The following is a 17,004-nucleotide window of genomic DNA, read 5'->3' as shown; positions in this document are numbered from 1 at the left end:
AGAACAACCTCTCTATTCCCCTACTCTCCCAACTGGGCACTGTAGGCGATAATCTGGTCAACTGTGTCTGACAAGAACTGGATGGTATCACGAAGTGGTTTGTCTGTTGAAATATCGGCTCCGATAATCATGGCTGACTCAAGCGGTGTCTTACTACCACCTGATTTAAGGAGACTGAGCCAATCTTCAGCTCCAGTTTCTGAATGTTTCAAATGAAGGTAACCCGCAGTCGAGATGACTAGTCCTGCTGAGTAAGTGTAACTATACAAGCCCATGTAGTAGTGAGCTTGGCGCATCCAAGTCAAAGCTGCATCATCGTCGATTTCAATGGCATCTCCCCAGAAATCCGTCAAAACTTCCTTCATAATGCTGTTGAGCTTGCTTGCTCCGAAGGTTTCTCCTTCTTCAATCAATGTATACACCTTACGCTGGAAGGCTGCTTCCAAGAGGTGAGTGATAAAGTTATGGAAGTAGGTGTCTGTCAAGCGGTGGGCAAGGGCAAAGCGTTTTTGACGTGGGTCGTCAGACTGGTGCTCCAAGTAGTCACTGAGGAGCAATTCATTGAAGGTTGACGGTGCTTCAACATAGTAGGTTGACATATGGGCATTGAAGTAACTTTGATGATTATCTGAAAAGATAAATTGACCAGAATGCCCGATTTCATGAATCAAGGTATAGACATCACTCAAACGGCCTGTCCAGCTCATGAGGACATATGGATGCACGCGATATGGATCCGCCGCATAACCGCCAGAATCCTTGCCACTGTTGGCAGCAAAGTCCACCCAGCGCTCTTCTTGATAGCGATCAACTTCCTGACAATATTCTTGTCCCAAAGGTTCTACCGACTTCATGACCAAATCATAGGCATCGTCAATAGTCACTTCAGGATTCAGGGCACTATCCAAGTCCAATTTCCAGTCTGCAAAGGTCATCTTTTCAAGACCATTTACCTTAGCAACATGCTTGAGGTATCTCTGAGCGACTGGCGCAAAATCCTTCATGATAAGGTCAATCTGGCGGTCAAACATGGCACGATCCACTTCTTGTTCAGCCAGAAGATAATCAAAGACTGAGTCGTAGCCCTTCATATCAGCCAATAGTTTTTCAGACTTGACTTGGGCTAAATAGGCTGCTGCAGCCGTATTTTGGTGCTTACGAAGTCCCTCTGAGAAGGAACGGAAAGATTTTTCACGAACCTCAGCATCCTCATGGTTTTGGTAGAAATTCTCATAAGTCACAAAGCTGTTTTTGTAGATCTTGCCATTGACTTCAAAGTCGGCCATTTCAAAATCCCCAGCTCGCATCTTAGTGTAAATATCCTGCGGACTGTAGAAAACTTCACCGAGATTGGTCAAGGCCTTCTCCACATCAGCCCCTAGATAGTGGGCTTTTTTGATTTTGGCCTGACGAATGGCAGCTGTTAAATGTGGCAATTTACCCAAACGGTCCAAGACTTCCTCATCAGCTTCCACCAAGGCATCGTCAAAAAAGGTCAATGCTACGCTGGCATCTGTTTCAAATTCCATCCCAGCTTGAGCAATATTAGCAAATTCTTCATTACTATAGTCTGTCGTCTGCGGCATAAAACCATAGTTACCAATATGGCTCATCTGAATATAGATTTGTTCCAATTCCGCAAAGGCCTTTTCAAAATCCTCAAAAGTATGAAGATTGCCCTTGTAATCACGGCTAAACTGGTTGATGTCTTCGCGAGCCTTCTCGATCGCACGTAAGAAATCCTCACGGTCTTGGTATAGGGCTGTTAAATCCCAAAGTTCCTTCTCTGGAAATTCTGAACGGTGTTTTTGTTCCATTTTCTTCCTCTTATTTCTCTAATTCTAATAAAACACTAAGGGCTGATAAGGCGTAAAGTGGTGCTGTTTCTGCTCGCAAAATGCGAGGGCCAAGTCCTGCCAATACTGCTCCCTTAGCTTCAAAACTCTCAATTTCTGCAGGTGACAGACCACCTTCTGGACCAAAGACAAAGAGTAATTTTGCTCCTTTTTCAAGACCACTAACTGCTTGTAAAAGTGCAGCGGATTCTCCTTCTTTGGCCGACTCTTCATAAGCCACTACGATCGAGTCAAACTGGTCAAGCTGAGCTAGAAAGTCTGATTTTTTCTCGAAAAGCTGAATACTTGGAACGATATTACGCTTGCTTTGCTCTGCTGCTCCAAGGGCGATTTTTTCTAATTTTTCAACCTTTTTACCCAATTTCTTGCCGTCCCACTTAGCAACGGACCAATCGGCAGGGAAGGCCCAAATCTGGCTGGCACCCAGTTCGGTTACTTTTTGAGTGATAAACTCCAGCTTGTCCCCCTTGGGAAAGCCGGATGCGATGATCACTTGGACTGGTAGTTCCACATTGTCAGCTAACTCTTCAACCAACTCAAACTGACGATTTTCAACATCCAGCACGCGCGCCAAACGTTTAATGCCATCATCAAAGACCAAAGTAACCTCATCATTTTCTTTCAAGCGCATTACCTGAAACATGTGCTTGCTGGTTTCCTTGTCCTCTATGGTGACAGGAGAGACTGCACTCCCCTTGACAAAATACTGCTGCATGCTAGCCTCCAATCACACCGGAAATATCCTTGGTTTTCTTAAAGACACAGGCATTCCATTCCCCTTGAACCATATGGGTTTCAAGGAAAAATCCAGCTGACTCAGCCGACTCACGCACCATATCCCACTTATCCTTGATAATCCCACTCATGATCAGGTAGCCTTCGTCCTTAACCAAGCGATAAGCATCATCTGTCAGATGAATCAGGATATCCGCCAAGATATTAGCTACAATCACATCTGCCTCAATCTCAACCCCCTTAAGCAAATCTCCTGCTGCTACGTGGATGTTTTCCATGCCAGGGTTGAGCTCAATATTTTCCTGAGCGACACGAACTGCCACATCATCTAGGTCATAGGCGAAAATTTCCTTAGCACCAAGTAGCGAGCTGGCAATAGAGAGGACACCTGATCCAGTACCCACATCCAGCACCGTTTCGCCACCACGAAGGACCTGCTCCAAGGCAAAGAGGCTCATCTTAGTGGTTGGATGGGTCCCCGTACCAAAAGCCATACCTGGATCCAGCTTGATAATCTTTTCTCCCGCAGTCGCCTCATAGTCTGTCCACGACGGCACGATGGTCAAATCATGAGTGATACGAGCTGGCTCATAGTATTTCTTCCAGTTGTCTGCCCAGTCTTCCTCAGCCAAGGCAGTCGTCCCCATTTTGACCTCTCCCAAATCCATAAAATCCGTCAATTCTGCTAAGCGAGCCTGCAAGTCTGCCTCAACCACTTCCACTTCTACCGTGTCAGGGTAGTAGGCTGTCACAACGATTTCTTCTTGCTGCTCGACCTCTGGGAAAATCTCGCCGAAGCGGTCAACGTTTCCCACATAGTCCATACTATCTTCGATCGCAACACCTTGCGCTCCTAGCTCAATCAAGAGATTGGAAACCAACTCCTCTCCCTCACGCTTGACTGTAACTTTTAACTCTTGCCATGTTTCCATATTTAAGATACCAAGCCCGTAAAACACAAAGCCAAAATAGGAAATTCTCTGAAGACGCTTGTGTCTAAGAGAAGTTTATCTTTTTGGCACAGTGTTTAGGGCGGGTTCAGTTTAGAAATGTAACCGAACCATCCTTTCTAATCACTTACTTTTAAATAATCTCTCACTCTATCCTGTAACTGAGGGACAACTTGACTGGAACTAAGAAATTCCTCAACATTCATGAGCTGATAGCCCTGTCCCTCGTCTCCAAAGATGATATTGTCAAATTGTTCTTGACTTAACTGACCAGCCATAAAGACAGACTGCCGACCTTCAAAAAGCATGCTTGGATAAACCTTACTCCAATGCAGACAATCCTCAGTCAAATGAATTCCCAGTTCTTCATAAACTTCACGCGCCGCGCACTCAAAAGGACTTTCATCCCCCTCGCGTCCCCCACCAGGCAGTTCCCACATATTGGGCCAGGGAATGCTTGCCTTATCATCGCGTAAGATGGTCAAGAGCTTATCCCCACAAAATAAAGCAATCTTACAACCTGTAAAATCAGAAATCTCTATTTCCATGTTAGACTCCTTCGGTTAATTCCTTTTCCAGCTCGGCTAACCAGTTTTGATAATAGATTTTCTCATCCCGTAACATCCGGCTGCTATTCATTTTCTGTCTAGCAATCTTCATAGCCTTGTGAGTTTGAACTACATCTTTCTTTACCTTAAATTGATACCAAGCTTGAATGACCTGCATATCTGCTGTTTTTATAGATAAAAAGGATTTGACCCCTCGAATACTTGCATATTTCTCTGCTTTCTCATTATCATCTTCTAGCAAGGCGATTTGAAGAAGGCATAGCTGGCAAGAAGTTTCAGATAGCGAGTGTTCTGTTCTCTCTAGTAAAGATTGAAATAGCTTTTTAGCTGCCTCTAACTGACCATCCAATATGAGAACCACTCCCTCAAGAGTCTGAACACTTTCTGCAAGGCTCCCACTTGCATCCTCAGGAACAGGCATGGTAAAGTCTTTCAAATCATATTCTTGAGGAGCCAGCAAAGTTTGAGCAGAATGCCTCAACACCAAGTAAGCGTATTTGGTATTTTCAGGGTGTTGTAACAATTCCCAGATTTTCGCTCCATCGGTAATGTCGACTGGCAAAGCGTTGTTTAGGAAGAAAGACAAATTAAGAAAAATCAAAGTACCAGCAAAATACCAGCTTCTTGTCAAAAATCCAAACAATATCGCCAATAATATCAAGCTAAGATGAACCAGCAAACCTCCTGAAAGCATCAAGATGATTCTTTGATCGCTTTCATCTTCTTTCAATCCGATGTACTGAGCACCAACATTTTTCAGAATGGCTGTTCGACTAAGATGAAACCTGCCTGACTTTTTTGTCAAAAGAAAATGTCCTAATCCAAAAGCCACCAGCCGATAGCCTGTCAAGTAGCCACAAAAAGCATGACCCAACTCATGAAGAATAAAGATTACATACATGCTTAGAAGAGCGAAGGTATAACCAAAAGTAAAGGCTAAAACTGCGGAATACCCCAACTCTGCAAATGCGATAGTGCCACAAGCAAAAGCTAGCATAATAAAGACAAAAGCTAGCACATAAACCAAATACGTCCCAAATTTTTTCATACTACCTTCTCCAAACTCCTAGTATCTCGGATAAGGATAAAACTCTCCCTCTTCCAAGAATTCTTCCTTAAGGACTTTCTTCATTCTCAAAGTAATTCTTAGCAAAAATAAATGACATAACATTACCAAAATATTCTTTAGTTCATTAAAACATCTAATCAATCATGACTAACTATAAAAATAATTTTTAACACATCTATAAAACGCATACTTAGCATGTTATAATAGAAAGATTTAATCGATTATTTATGAATCCATAGACAAAACGATTAAACCTCCAGCAATTAAAATAGTTAAAAAAGCGGTGACAATTGGATCCCAAAATATAACCCAAAAAATAATTAAGAAAACAATATAAATCAAAGATGCTATATATTTTCGTTCTTTAATCCCCCAAAAAATAAGAACTATAAGGGATAGCGCCCATAATAATCCTAAAATTAAATAAAAATAATACCCATTTACTTGCACAATTTCAAACGCTTCACGAAGTGCTCCTAATTTTTGTTGTTTTATACGAGTAAGTTCTTGGCTATGCTTAAATGTGTATATCACACAAGACATGAAAATCTCAACAATAGATATCAATCCTAATTTCATTGGATTTTCAACATAATCTTCAAAGTTGTTCATAAATTCACCATCATTTCTATTTTAAAAGTAATCCTAAGAGAAAAGCAATAATTGCCCATATAAGTGATAGTTTCGGAGCTTCAATACTTTTATTTGTTCCAATTAACCATTTATAAATCGCCTCAAAAGTATCATACACTATAAGTGATACTACAAAAACCGTGACCAATAGAAGGACTAAAAAACAAGAATTTCCTAGCACGCTCTTATCTATCTTCAGAAAATAAAAGCCACTACTGTCAAAATTAACAAATGAATCTTTGTCTATCCAAAAGAACAATAAATCTATAGCCAGCACAACAAACATTAATATAACATTGTATTTTTTCTTTGGAATAAGAAACAAAAGAAATAGAATACAAAAAATTGTAAGCATCAATGGTAAATTCATAAAATTATCAATTTTAGATGCATGATTAATTTTTATATGAGATAGATAAGAAATATTGGTCCCCATCCAACTTAAAGTCGAATAATTTATCAGCCCCGTAATCGCAAATATTCCAAGTACTTTTACCCTAATTTTCTTTAAGAAATTTACTAAATTTACGTATGTTTGCCCAATTAAGTCATTTAATTGAATGAGTAATGAAAATTGAGTTTCTTTTGATGAAAAAATTTCACTTAAACGCCTTTCCATCCTCTTTGATAATTGTACATGCTTCTTTTGTAATTTTTGTTGTGCATCCACATAGTCTTTTGCAAATATAGAATGCGTAGCTATCTTTTTGGTACCTATGACAACAACCTTTGTCTTATCTTTTTGGTAATATATTTTCTTCATATACTCCCTCGCTAGTTTCTAATACCTAGGATAAGGGTAAAATTCTCCCTCTTCCAAGCCAACTTTTCCTTCTTCAAAGACTTCTTGGTTCCATTCCATGACGAATTCTTCTGCTTCTGGATCTTCCAAAAAGTCCATAAGCGCATCTAGCCCAACCTCAGCAGTATCTTTAAGGAATAGCGTAAAATAAGCTAAAAATTCACGAGAAAAACCTTTTTTAGGCAGGTAAGGAATAACCGTCAAATAGTCTTCCTCATTGACGGTTGACTTGGCAGGATTGTAAAAAAGCACTGCTTCTTCAAAGAGAATGTCATCTGATGAAACCTCTCCGTCTTCATCCACCATCTCTACACCTGCAGCATTTTGCGCTTCCAATAGAAAACTCACTTCAACCGCGTGGTTACGCTTGTCCCAACTAATCTCAAAGTCAAAGGGAAAGTTCTTCTCCAACTCTTCCTCTAAAACATCTAAAAATCCATATGTTGCCATTTTGTCCTCTTTCTATGCGACTCTTTAATCGCCCCGATTGCTCGGAAATATGCTAAAATAGATACTACCATCTTACCACATATACATCAGAAAATCCACGTTAGAAAGGACTGCTATGCCAGACAATCTCGCGCTTCGCATGCGCCCTAAAACCATCGACCAGGTCATCGGTCAGGAGCATCTGGTCAGGCCTGGAAAAATTATCCGCCGCATGGTGGAAGCCAACCGCCTGTCCTCCATGATTCTCTATGGTCCTCCGGGAATCGGCAAGACCAGTATTGCCTCTGCCATCGCAGGGACGACCAAGTATGCCTTTCGTACCTTCAATGCGACAGTTGATAGTAAAAAGCGACTGCAAGAAATCGCCGAAGAGGCTAAATTTTCTGGTGGCTTGGTGCTACTGCTAGACGAGATTCATCGTCTTGATAAGACCAAACAAGACTTTCTCTTACCTCTCTTGGAAAGTGGTCTGGTCATCATGATTGGGGCTACGACTGAAAATCCTTTCTTTTCTGTCACTCCTGCCATTCGTAGCCGTGTTCAAATTTTTGAGTTGGAACCTCTGTCTAACCAAAACGTCAAAGAGGCTCTTCAGATAGCTCTAAATAATCCTGAGCGTGGTTTTGATTTTCCAGTAGAACTAGATGAGGATGCGCTGGATTTCATCGCAACTTCTACAAACGGAGACCTGCGCTCTGCCTTTAACTCACTGGATTTGGCTGTTCTCTCTACTCCCAAAAATGACAAGGGCATCCGCCATATCACTCTAGACATCATGGAAAATAGCCTGCAACGGAGCTACATTACCATGGATAAGGACGGAGATGGACACTATGATGTTCTCTCAGCCCTGCAAAAATCCATCCGTGGCTCCGATGTGGATGCCAGTCTTCACTATGCTGCCCGCTTGATTGAGGCTGGTGATTTGCCAAGTCTCGCTCGTCGCTTGACTGTTATCGCCTATGAAGATATCGGCTTAGCCAATCCTGAAGCCCAGATTCACACCGTGACTGCTCTGGATGCTGCTCAAAAGATTGGTTTTCCAGAAGCCCGCATTCTCATTGCCAATGTCGTGATTGATTTGGCCCTTTCTCCAAAATCCAACTCAGCCTATGTAGCTATGGATAAGGCACTTGCTGACCTCAAAACATCGGGGCACTTGCCTATTCCGCGACACCTGCGTGATGGGCACTACAGTGGAAGCAAGGAACTGGGGAATGCCCAAGACTATCTCTATCCACACCACTATCCTGGACATTGGGTCAAACAAGATTACCTACCAGAAAAAATCCGCAATCATCACTATTTTATAGCAGAAGATACAGGTAAATATGAACGCGCCTTGGCACAAAGAAAAGAAACGATTGATCGTTTGCGTGAAAATTGAAATCCTTTTCAAAAAGTTAAATTTTCCTCTTGATTTTTTTTAAAAAAGTGGTATCATATAAACATAGAAACGCTGTGGTGTACGACTTCACACTTAAGTGTTGACCGACTATTTTTTGTATTTTTAGGGAAACAAAAGTCTTCTAACAGCATGTAGGCCGTCTCACACGGAAACAGCTTCAGTTAGAGCGAGTTGCCCACCTGCTTAATTGCGCGGGTTCAATACAAACCGTGAAGTTTCGGCACCAATACAGCTTTTTATTTGCCTCCTTAGCTCAGTTGGTAGAGCAGTAGACTCTTAATCTATGGGTCACAGGTTCGAGCCCTGTAGGGGGTATAAATACAACAGGAAAAGCCTTAGTACAAGGCTTTTTTGTGTATCTGTTCTACTTTTGGTCAACCAATGGATATTAAAGATATAATTTTGTAAACACCCCTTCCAGACAGCTCTAATATGATTGCACTTAAAATTTTAAACAAAAGTCTTGCTTTTCTTTTTATTTTTGATATACTTGTTCTTGTACCTGATACAAGTTTATCAAAAGAGGAGTTCAGATGGATACAAAATTCTCAGTTGCTTTGCATATCCTAACAATGATCAGTGAGAGCAAGGAAACCTTAAGTTCTCAAGCATTAGCTATTAGTGTTGGTACTAACGCTAGCTACATTCGAAAGGTGATTGCCTTATTGAAAAATGCAGATTTGATTCATTCCCAGCAAGGAAAAACAGGCTATCAACTCAGTAAGTCTCCAAAGAAAATGACTTTACTAGAGATCTACTATGCTACTCAAGAAATCAATCACATTAGTTTATTCCCTGTTCATCAAAATAGCAATCTCGATTGTCCCGTTGGAAAACATATCCAAGGAGCAGTCTCACCGCTTTTCGCTAGTACCGAATCTCAATTAGAGAAGGAATTAGCAAACCAAACCTTAGAAGATGTCATTGACAATCTATATAAACAAGCCAAACAAGTCCGAAACTGATTTGCTAGCAAGTCAGTTTTTACTGGAAACATAGTGTACTTGTATTAGATACAGGTATATTAAATAAAAAGAAAAGAGATTACACATGAAAGTCGCACAACATACTACTTATAACAAAAACAATATCACACTGAACATCACAGAAATCGCTAAACCAAGTATTACAGACAAACAAGTCTTGGTGAAAGTATCCGCAGCTGGCGTTAACCCTCTCGATAACATGATCTCTCGTGGTGAGGTCAAGATGATTGTTCCTTACAAACTTCCTCAAACTGCAGGTAACGAAGTGGTTGGAATCGTTGAAAGAATTGGAAAGAAAGTTAATAACTTTCAGGTAGGAGATCGTGTCTTTGGCCGTCTGCCACTTAATCATATCGGCTCCTTTGCAGAATACCTAGCTGTCGATACCCAAGCCTTAGCCAAGGTTCCAGACTATCTATCAGACGAGGAAGCTGCTGCTGTGCCGCTTACTGCCTTGACTATCATGCAGGCTCTTGACCTCATGGGCGCTCAAGCTGGGAAAACGATCTTTATTTCTGGTGGTACTGGAGGTGTCGGTGGCATGGCCATTCCGATTGCCAAGGCCAAAGGATTGAAAGTCATCACCAATGGAGCTGAAGATAGTGCTGAGCGTGTATTGAACCTCGGAGCAGATAGATTTATCGATTACAAAACAGAGGATTATACAAAAACTGTTAGCCAGGTTGATTATGTCCTCGATACTCTCGGTGGAGCTGAAACTGAAAAACAAATGTCTATCATGAAAAAAGGTGGACAGCTTGTTTCCCTTCGTGCCATGCCAAACGGTGCCTTTGCCAAACGTATGAATCTACCAAAATGGAAACAGATGATTCTTGGCTTAGCGGGTCGCAAATTTGATAAAATGGCGGAAAAATATGACGCCCACTACCATTTTATCTTTGTAGAAAGCAATGGTGCTCAATTACAAGAGGTAGCTGACCTCTTTAGTAAATTAGAAATCAAACCCTCTATCGATACAGTTTATCCATTTGAAGAAGTGAATAGCGCCTTAGACAAGGTAGCTAATGGTCGCTCTCGTGGAAAAACTGTCCTCAGCTTTAAGAAATAAACAGGAAAACACAATGTCATATCTTACAACTAAAAATCAATACATCACTGTCCAAGGAAATCAAATTGCCTATCGCGAACTTAGTAAAGGCAAATCAAAACTACCTCTTCTGATGCTGGTCCATTTGGCAGCAACTCTCGATAACTGGGATCCTAAACTCTTAGACCTTATTGCTGAAAAGCACCATGTCATTGTAGTCAATCTTCCTGGAGCAGGAGCCAGTCAGGGCAAAGTTGCTTCGACTATTCCTTGAATGGCTAAGCAGACAATTGACTTTGTAAAAGCGCTTGGTTACGATAAAATCAATCTTCTTGGCCTCTCTATGGGAGGTATGATTGCCCAAGAAATCATCCGAATCAAGCCTGCTCTAGTCAATCGTTTAATCTTGGCTGGAACAGGACCTCGAGGCGGAAAAGAGGTCGATAAGGTCACAGGGAAAACCTTTAACTATGTGTTTAAAGCGGGACTCGAGCGCATCGATCCTAAACGCTATATCTTCTATAATCATGATGAACAAGGAAAAATTGAAGCTTTGAAAGTCCTAGGACGAATGAGGATGAGAACAAAGAAATTTGCGGATAAAGATATGAACCTATCAGGATTCCTAACTCAACTCAAAGCTATTAAACGTTGGGGGAAAGATTCGCAAGACGACCTAACATTTATCACTCAACCAACCTTAATCGTCAACGGGGATAAGGATATGCAGGTTCCAACAGAAAATTCTTATGATATGCATGAGAAAATAAAAGATAGTAAGCTGATTATCTATCCAAATGCTGGTCACGGTTCGATTTTCCAATATGCAGAGGAATTTTCAACAGAACTAATAGCTTTCTTGGAGGACTAAGATGATCAAAACGATTCTGATTCAGGAGAAAACGAAGCAAATCTTCCCACAATAAAATAAAACGCATAATATCAGGTGTTGAAAGCCTAGATACTATGCGTTTTTTCTGATTTCAAAGACTTTTTCTAGCCTCTTTTTTTGCTTCTATCTCCCCTTTTTCATAATGTATTTTCGTACAGGTGCTTCAACTATTTGAACGATTTCAAATCCTTCTTTTTGATAAAGGTGCTGGGCTGCTTGATTTGCCTCGAAGACATTTAGAGAGATGCTGTCTATATCTCTATTTTCAAAGGCCAAACTAACAAATTTCCTTAAAGCCTGCCTACCTAAGCCCTGCCCCTGTTTCTGGGGGTTGATAAAAAATCTTCCAATATGAAGATTGCTGTCTTCTAGCCTAATTTTCTGGATAAGGCCCACAAACTCTCGTCCATCAAAGATAGAAAAGATTCCTTCCAAATCTTGCAAGACTTGAATGGTTAAGGGAAAAGGAATCATTGTTCCCATCCATTGTTCTTGAAAGGATTTGCCAAGGGAGTTGGACCATTGGCAGACGAGCTGAGCATTTTCTGTGCTCACCTTTTCTTCAAAACGAATTGTCATCTTGACCTCACTATCTTGTTTATGTTTCTCCATTATACTACTTCTCCTATTTTTTACGAATAGATAAGTATGATTGATATTTATTTTTTTCTTGTAGGGAGCATTCTCGCTTCTTTTCTTGGTTTGCTCATTGACCGTTTTCCTGAGCAATCCATTATCAGTCCAGCTAGTCACTGCGATTCCTGTCAGACTCGCTTGCGCCCCTTAGATTTGATTCCGATTCTCTCGCAGGTCTTCAATCGCTTTCGCTGTCGCTACTGCAAGGCTCCTTATCCTGTCTGGTATGCCCTCTTTGAACTAGGCTTAGGACTCCTCTTTCTATCTTGGTCTTGGGGATTTCTTTCCTTGGGGCAAGTCATCCTAATCACTGCTGGTTTGACCTTGGGCATCTACGACTTTCACCATCAGGAATATCCCTTACTGGTCTGGATGATTTTCCACCTAATCCTCATGGCTTCCTCTGGCTTGAACCTGGTCATGGTCTTCTTCCTTGTCCTTGGAATGTTGGCTCATTTTATCGATATCCGCATGGGCGCAGGGGATTTTCTCTTTTTAGCTTCTTGTGCTCTCGTCTTTAGCGTAACGGAGTTACTGATCTTGATTCAGTTTGCTTCTGCAACAGGGATTCTAGCCTTTCTCCTGCAAAAGAAAAAGGAAAGACTTCCTTTTGTGCCTTTCCTCTTACTCGCTGCTTGTGTGATTATTTTTGGTAAGCTACTGCTTGTTTTATAAAGTCCTGAATCGGCTCTCCTTGATGGAGAGCTTTTACAATTTTTGAACCGACGATGACACCATCTGACACCGCATTGAAGCGTTCTACATCGGCTTGACTAGATACACCAAAACCTGTCAAGACTGGGATATCGGCCACTTGATGCAATTGTGCCAAGTGCTTATCCAAGTCTGCACGGTAATTGCCCGATTTCCCTGTCACCCCATTGATGGCAACTGCATAGACAAAGCCTTCTGCCCCTTTAATCAACTCTTTCTGACGCTCAATTCCTGTTGTCAAACTAACTAGGGGAATCAAGGCAATGTCTGTGTCTGCTAAAAAGGGCTCCACAAAGTTGGCATGTTCATGGGGCAGGTCTGGGATAATCAAGCCCTTCACAGCTGTATCTGCCAGATCTTTGACAAAATTCTCCACACCGTACTGAAAGAGGGGATTGAAGTAGGTCATGATGACAAGTGGAACTTCTGTTTGAATGCTTTTCAAGGTTTCAACCAAAGCCTGAGTAGAGGTCCCGTGGGCTAAACTGCGCAAGCCAGCTTCTTCGATAACAGGTCCATCTGCAACAGGATCAGAAAAGGGAATACCCACTTCAATGGCAGAGACACCCAAATCTTCTAAAAAGTGGATTGTTTCTCCGAGTCCATCCAAACCTTTTTCGTGGTCACCAGCCATGATATAGGGAACGAAAATTCCCTTTCCAGCTACTTTTATAGCATTTAATTTTTCTGTTAGTGTCTTAGGCATGAGCTTCTCCCTTCTTTGCTGCATCTGCTTCCAAGCGGTCTTTGACTTGAACCACATCCTTGTCCCCACGACCTGATAGACAGACTATCATGGATTTGTCTGGACCGAGTTCTTTGGCCAATTTCACCGCAAAGGCGATAGCATGACTAGATTCCAAGGCTGGGATAATCCCTTCCACACGAGACAAGAGTTGGAATCCCTCCAAGGCTTCTTCGTCTGTCACAGGAACATAGCTGGCACGTTTAATATCGTGGTAGTGAGAATGTTCTGGACCGATACCAGGATAGTCCAAGCCTGCTGAGATAGAGAAGGCTTCAAGAATTTGACCATGGGCATCTTGGAGCACATCCATGAGAGAACCGTGAAGAACACCAGGACGACCCTTGGTCAAGGTAGCTGCGTGGTGCTCCGTATCCACACCAAGCCCAGCTGCTTCAGCCCCATACATAGCTACAGACTTATCTTCTACAAAGGGATGGAAGAGCCCGATAGCATTCGACCCACCACCAACACAGGCTACTAGGGCATCTGGTAGATCTTGACCTGTCAAGTCACGGTACTGTTGTTTAGCTTCTCGACCAATGACACTTTGGAAGTCACGAACGATTTCTGGGAAAGGATGAGGCCCTAAGGCAGAACCAAGGATATAGTGGGTATCATCGATATTAGCCACCCATGAACGAAGGGCTGCATTGACCGCATCCTTGAGCACGCGCGAACCATCTGTTACAGCCTCGACCTTGGCTCCTAAAAGCTCCATGCGGAAGACATTGAGAGCTTGGCGTTTGACATCCTCTTCACCCATATAGATGGTACATTCCATGTTAAAGAGGGCTGCAGCTGTTGCAGTTGCCACACCGTGCTGACCAGCACCTGTTTCAGCGATAATTTTCTTTTTACCCATGCGTTTAGCCAGAAGAACTTGTCCCAAGGCATTGTTAATCTTGTGGGCCCCTGTATGGTTGAGGTCTTCCCGTTTGAGGTAAATCTTGGCTCCGCCGATATGCTGGGTCAAGTTTTTTGCGTAGTAAAGGGGAGTTTCACGTCCTACATACTGGCGTAAGAGCTGGTTTAATTCCTCTTGGAAACTTGGGTCTGCCTGACTTTCACGGTAGGCCTTCTCCAACTCTAAAACTGCTGTCATCAATGTTTCTGGGACAAAACGTCCGCCGAATTTCCCGTAAAATCCATCTTTATTTGGTTCCTGATATGCCATGCTTTACCCTCTCTATAAATCTTCTAATCTTTTCATGATCTTTTTGTCCATCTGTCTCCACTCCGCTTGATACATCTACTGCATAGGGAGTAAAGTGTTGAATTGCTTTTACAACATTATCTTCATTAAGCCCACCTGCGATAAAGAAAGGCTGAGTTAATCCAGTCGTATCCAGTTGACCCCAATCAAAGGTCTGGCCACTCCCAGCTACAGGGGCATCAAAGAGTAGATAGTCTGCCTGAGAATTGGGCACATGACCCTCTCCATCCACCTGCACAGCCTGAATACTGGCACAAGGCACATTCTCAAATAAATTATCCGCCACTTGACCGTGAACTTGAACTAAGTCCAAGCCAACTTTGTCAATGACTTCTAGCAGTTGAGCCCGACTTGGTGAAACAAATACACCAACCTTTTTTACATCTGCAGGAATGAGCTTTGCCAACTCGACAGCCTGATTCAAGGTCACCTGTCTTTTACTAGGTGCAAAGACAAAACCGATGTAGTCGGCTCCTGCTGAAACGGCTGTTACCACCGCTTCTTTGGTCGATAATCCACAAATTTTAACCTTTGTCAATCTGCAACTCCTTGATTCTCTGGGCCACATCTTCTGCCTGCATGAGAGCTGTCCCAACCAAAATTCCGTTAAAGTACGGTGCTACTCGCTCCGCATCCTGCCCTGTGAAAATAGCAGATTCAGAAATGTACAAGCAATCATCTTTGAAATGTTTAGCCAAGTCTACACTGGTCTGTAAGTCAACCTCAAAGGTGGTCAAGTTTCGGTTATTGACCCCAATAATCTGAGCACCAAGTCTGTGGGCTACTTCTAGTTCAGCAAGATTGTGAGTTTCCACCAAGACTTCCAGACCAAGCTCTGTCGCATAGTCATAGAGTTCCTTAAGACGTTCTTCGGATAAGGCGGCGACAATGAGCAAGATGACTGTCGCACCTGCATTGCGAGCACGGATGATTTGCTTTTCATCGATGATAAAGTCCTTGTTGAGCGTTGGAATCTGTACCTGACTGGAAATCTCCCGTAGATAATCCAGGTGCCCTTTAAAGAAAACTTCATCTGTCAGAACAGAAATCATCACTGCTCCGTTCGCTTCATAAGTCTGGGCCTGTTGCACGATATCCACATCGAGATTGATATCTCCCAGACTAGGACTAGCTTTCTTGACCTCAGCGATTACCTGCAAGCGTTCCTGATGATTCTTCAAAAATTCTGCCAAGCGATAGGTTTGACGCAGGGGCTGGATTTGCTCCAGCTTCATCTGCTCGACCTCACGCGCCTTCTGCTCCAAGATTCGTGCTAAAAATTCCTGACTCATTTTTGGTACTCCTGTAACAGTCTGAGTTTTTCAAGAGCCTTGCCACCAGCAATCACTTGACGGGCCAAGGCAACACCTTCCTTGATACTAGCTACCTTACCATTAGCATAGAAACCAAGACCAGCATTTAAAACTGTCGTTTCCAAGAATGGACTTGCTTCGTTCTTCAGAACGCTGAGCAAAATTTCTGCATTTTCCTGGGCATTGCCACCACGGATATCTTCGATAGCGTAGCGCTCCATCCCCAAATCCTCTGGACTAAAGCTTGATAAGGTGATTTCGCCATTTGCAAGAAGTGCAATCTTGGTTGTTCCATTCAAACCAGCTTCATCCAATCCTTCTGGCCCAGCAACCACAATGGCACGTTTGCGACCCATATTTTTCAAAACCTGAGCTGTACTTTCTAGCAGTTCTGGACGACTAATTCCAAGAAGCTGTGTTTCCAAAGCCATTGGGTGAATCAGGGGACCAGTCAAGTTCATGATTGTTGGAATTCCTAGTTCCAAACGAGCTGGCATGATGTATTTCATAGCTGGGTGCATATTTTTAGCAAAGAGAAAGACGATTCCAGTCTTATCAAAGACTTTACCTAGATCAGCTGGTTTGAGGTCTAGGTTGATACCCAAGGCTTCGAGGACATCTGCAGAACCAGATTTAGAAGAAATCGAGCGGTTACCGTGTTTTGCCATGTGAACACCACCACCAGCCAAGACAAAGGCTGCAGTTGTCGAAATGTTAAAGCTGAAAGACTTGTCCCCACCTGTACCACAGTTATCCATGGCATCATGAATTTCAGTTGGAATATGTTGAGCATGGCCTCTCATGACTTGGGCAATGGCTGTGCGTTCTTCAGGTGTTTCCCCCTTCATCTTAAGCGCCAAGAGAAGAGAAGCAATCTGTGCCTCTGTTACACGCCCAGTTACGATACGCTCAATGACATCCGTCATTTCCACACCTGATAAATTTTCAAATTTTGCTAGTTTTTCAATAATCTCTTTCATCC

The 17,004-nt window shown here is 42.4% G+C and carries 18 protein-coding genes, 1 tRNA gene and 1 pseudogene; 6 read left to right on the top strand and 14 right to left on the bottom strand.

The genetic code is table 11. The features are described from left to right. Positions 1-20: 20 nt before the first annotated feature. The 8 genes from pepF to QZ114_RS04485 form a co-directional block, all read right to left on the bottom strand. The gene (gene pepF / locus QZ114_RS04520; RefSeq protein ID WP_295500061.1) at positions 21-1,817 is read right to left on the bottom strand and encodes an oligoendopeptidase F; all 1,797 of its coding nucleotides are present in this window, start codon (positions 1,815-1,817) and stop codon (positions 21-23) included. A 10-nt stretch (positions 1,818-1,827) separates the two neighbouring features. Then, complete coding sequence (locus tag QZ114_RS04515) at positions 1,828-2,571, bottom strand: 16S rRNA (uracil(1498)-N(3))-methyltransferase (protein ID WP_295500059.1); 744 nt, start codon at positions 2,569-2,571, stop codon at positions 1,828-1,830. A gap of 1 nt (position 2,572) precedes the next feature. After that, on the bottom strand, positions 2,573-3,523 hold the full coding sequence (gene prmA / locus QZ114_RS04510; RefSeq protein WP_295500057.1) for a 50S ribosomal protein L11 methyltransferase: 951 nt from the start codon (positions 3,521-3,523) through the stop codon (positions 2,573-2,575). A 137-nt stretch (positions 3,524-3,660) separates the two neighbouring features. Beyond that, entirely contained in the window at positions 3,661-4,089 is a 429-nt protein-coding gene (locus QZ114_RS04505) for an NUDIX hydrolase (RefSeq protein WP_295500054.1), read from the bottom strand. A gap of 1 nt (position 4,090) precedes the next feature. Further along, on the bottom strand, positions 4,091-5,158 hold the full coding sequence (locus tag QZ114_RS04500) for a site-2 protease family protein (protein WP_295500052.1): 1,068 nt from the start codon (positions 5,156-5,158) through the stop codon (positions 4,091-4,093). A gap of 246 nt (positions 5,159-5,404) precedes the next feature. Further along, positions 5,405-5,791 (bottom strand): hypothetical protein, encoded by a 387-nt coding sequence (locus QZ114_RS04495; RefSeq protein WP_295500050.1) that lies wholly within the window; start codon positions 5,789-5,791, stop codon positions 5,405-5,407. A gap of 16 nt (positions 5,792-5,807) precedes the next feature. Next, the gene (locus QZ114_RS04490; protein ID WP_295500048.1) at positions 5,808-6,575 is read right to left on the bottom strand and encodes a hypothetical protein; all 768 of its coding nucleotides are present in this window, start codon (positions 6,573-6,575) and stop codon (positions 5,808-5,810) included. An 18-nt stretch (positions 6,576-6,593) separates the two neighbouring features. Continuing rightward, entirely contained in the window at positions 6,594-7,064 is a 471-nt protein-coding gene (locus QZ114_RS04485) for a DUF3013 family protein (RefSeq protein WP_173225591.1), read from the bottom strand. A gap of 115 nt (positions 7,065-7,179) precedes the next feature. Between QZ114_RS04485 and QZ114_RS04480 the strand changes: the two genes are divergently transcribed. The 5 genes and pseudogenes from QZ114_RS04480 (at position 7,180) to QZ114_RS04460 (ending at position 11,377) form a co-directional block, all read left to right on the top strand. After that, positions 7,180-8,451 (top strand): replication-associated recombination protein A, encoded by a 1,272-nt coding sequence (locus QZ114_RS04480; RefSeq protein ID WP_295500045.1) that lies wholly within the window; start codon positions 7,180-7,182, stop codon positions 8,449-8,451. A gap of 263 nt (positions 8,452-8,714) precedes the next feature. Then, a tRNA-Lys gene (locus tag QZ114_RS04475) sits at positions 8,715-8,787 on the top strand. Positions 8,788-9,005: 218 nt separating this feature from the next. After that, entirely contained in the window at positions 9,006-9,437 is a 432-nt protein-coding gene (locus tag QZ114_RS04470; protein ID WP_295500044.1) for an Rrf2 family transcriptional regulator, read from the top strand. 85 nt (positions 9,438-9,522) lie between these two features. Next, on the top strand, positions 9,523-10,527 hold the full coding sequence (locus tag QZ114_RS04465; protein ID WP_295500043.1) for an NADP-dependent oxidoreductase: 1,005 nt from the start codon (positions 9,523-9,525) through the stop codon (positions 10,525-10,527). Positions 10,528-10,540: 13 nt separating this feature from the next. Further along, positions 10,541-11,377, top strand: a pseudogene (locus tag QZ114_RS04460) (alpha/beta hydrolase). A gap of 144 nt (positions 11,378-11,521) precedes the next feature. On the opposite strand, the gene QZ114_RS04455 reads toward QZ114_RS04460, so the two are convergent. Beyond that, entirely contained in the window at positions 11,522-11,977 is a 456-nt protein-coding gene (locus tag QZ114_RS04455; RefSeq protein WP_295500276.1) for a GNAT family N-acetyltransferase, read from the bottom strand. Between the two features lie 69 nt (positions 11,978-12,046). On the opposite strand from QZ114_RS04455, the gene QZ114_RS04450 reads away from it, so the two are divergent. Then, on the top strand, positions 12,047-12,709 hold the full coding sequence (locus QZ114_RS04450; RefSeq protein ID WP_295500042.1) for an A24 family peptidase: 663 nt from the start codon (positions 12,047-12,049) through the stop codon (positions 12,707-12,709). Here QZ114_RS04450 and trpA read toward each other — a convergent pair. From trpA to trpD, 5 genes are read right to left on the bottom strand one after another with little or no spacing between them, the layout of a single operon-like run. Continuing rightward, a complete protein-coding gene (gene trpA, locus QZ114_RS04445; protein ID WP_295500041.1) occupies positions 12,678-13,454 on the bottom strand; it encodes a tryptophan synthase subunit alpha in 777 nt (258 codons plus the stop codon). The two genes, QZ114_RS04450 and trpA, sit on opposite strands and share 32 nt — an antisense overlap. Next, positions 13,447-14,670 (bottom strand): tryptophan synthase subunit beta, encoded by a 1,224-nt coding sequence (gene trpB, locus QZ114_RS04440; RefSeq protein WP_261012257.1) that lies wholly within the window; start codon positions 14,668-14,670, stop codon positions 13,447-13,449. Before trpB ends, trpA begins: the two co-directional genes overlap by 8 nt. Further along, complete coding sequence (locus tag QZ114_RS04435; protein ID WP_295500040.1) at positions 14,648-15,247, bottom strand: phosphoribosylanthranilate isomerase; 600 nt, start codon at positions 15,245-15,247, stop codon at positions 14,648-14,650. Before QZ114_RS04435 ends, trpB begins: the two co-directional genes overlap by 23 nt. Beyond that, on the bottom strand, positions 15,234-16,001 hold the full coding sequence (gene trpC, locus QZ114_RS04430; RefSeq protein ID WP_295500039.1) for an indole-3-glycerol phosphate synthase TrpC: 768 nt from the start codon (positions 15,999-16,001) through the stop codon (positions 15,234-15,236). The genes QZ114_RS04435 and trpC overlap by 14 nt, the downstream gene beginning before the upstream one ends. After that, a complete protein-coding gene (trpD, locus tag QZ114_RS04425) occupies positions 15,998-17,002 on the bottom strand; it encodes an anthranilate phosphoribosyltransferase (RefSeq protein WP_295500038.1) in 1,005 nt (334 codons plus the stop codon). The genes trpC and trpD overlap by 4 nt, the downstream gene beginning before the upstream one ends. Positions 17,003-17,004: the final 2 nt, after the last annotated feature.

The sequence above is a fragment of the uncultured Streptococcus sp. genome, assembly GCF_901875575.1.
Taxonomy (GTDB): Bacteria; Bacillota; Bacilli; order Lactobacillales; family Streptococcaceae; genus Streptococcus.
The sequence above is the reverse complement of the archived record's forward strand: the minus strand, read 5'-3'. Positions and strand labels throughout refer to the sequence as shown.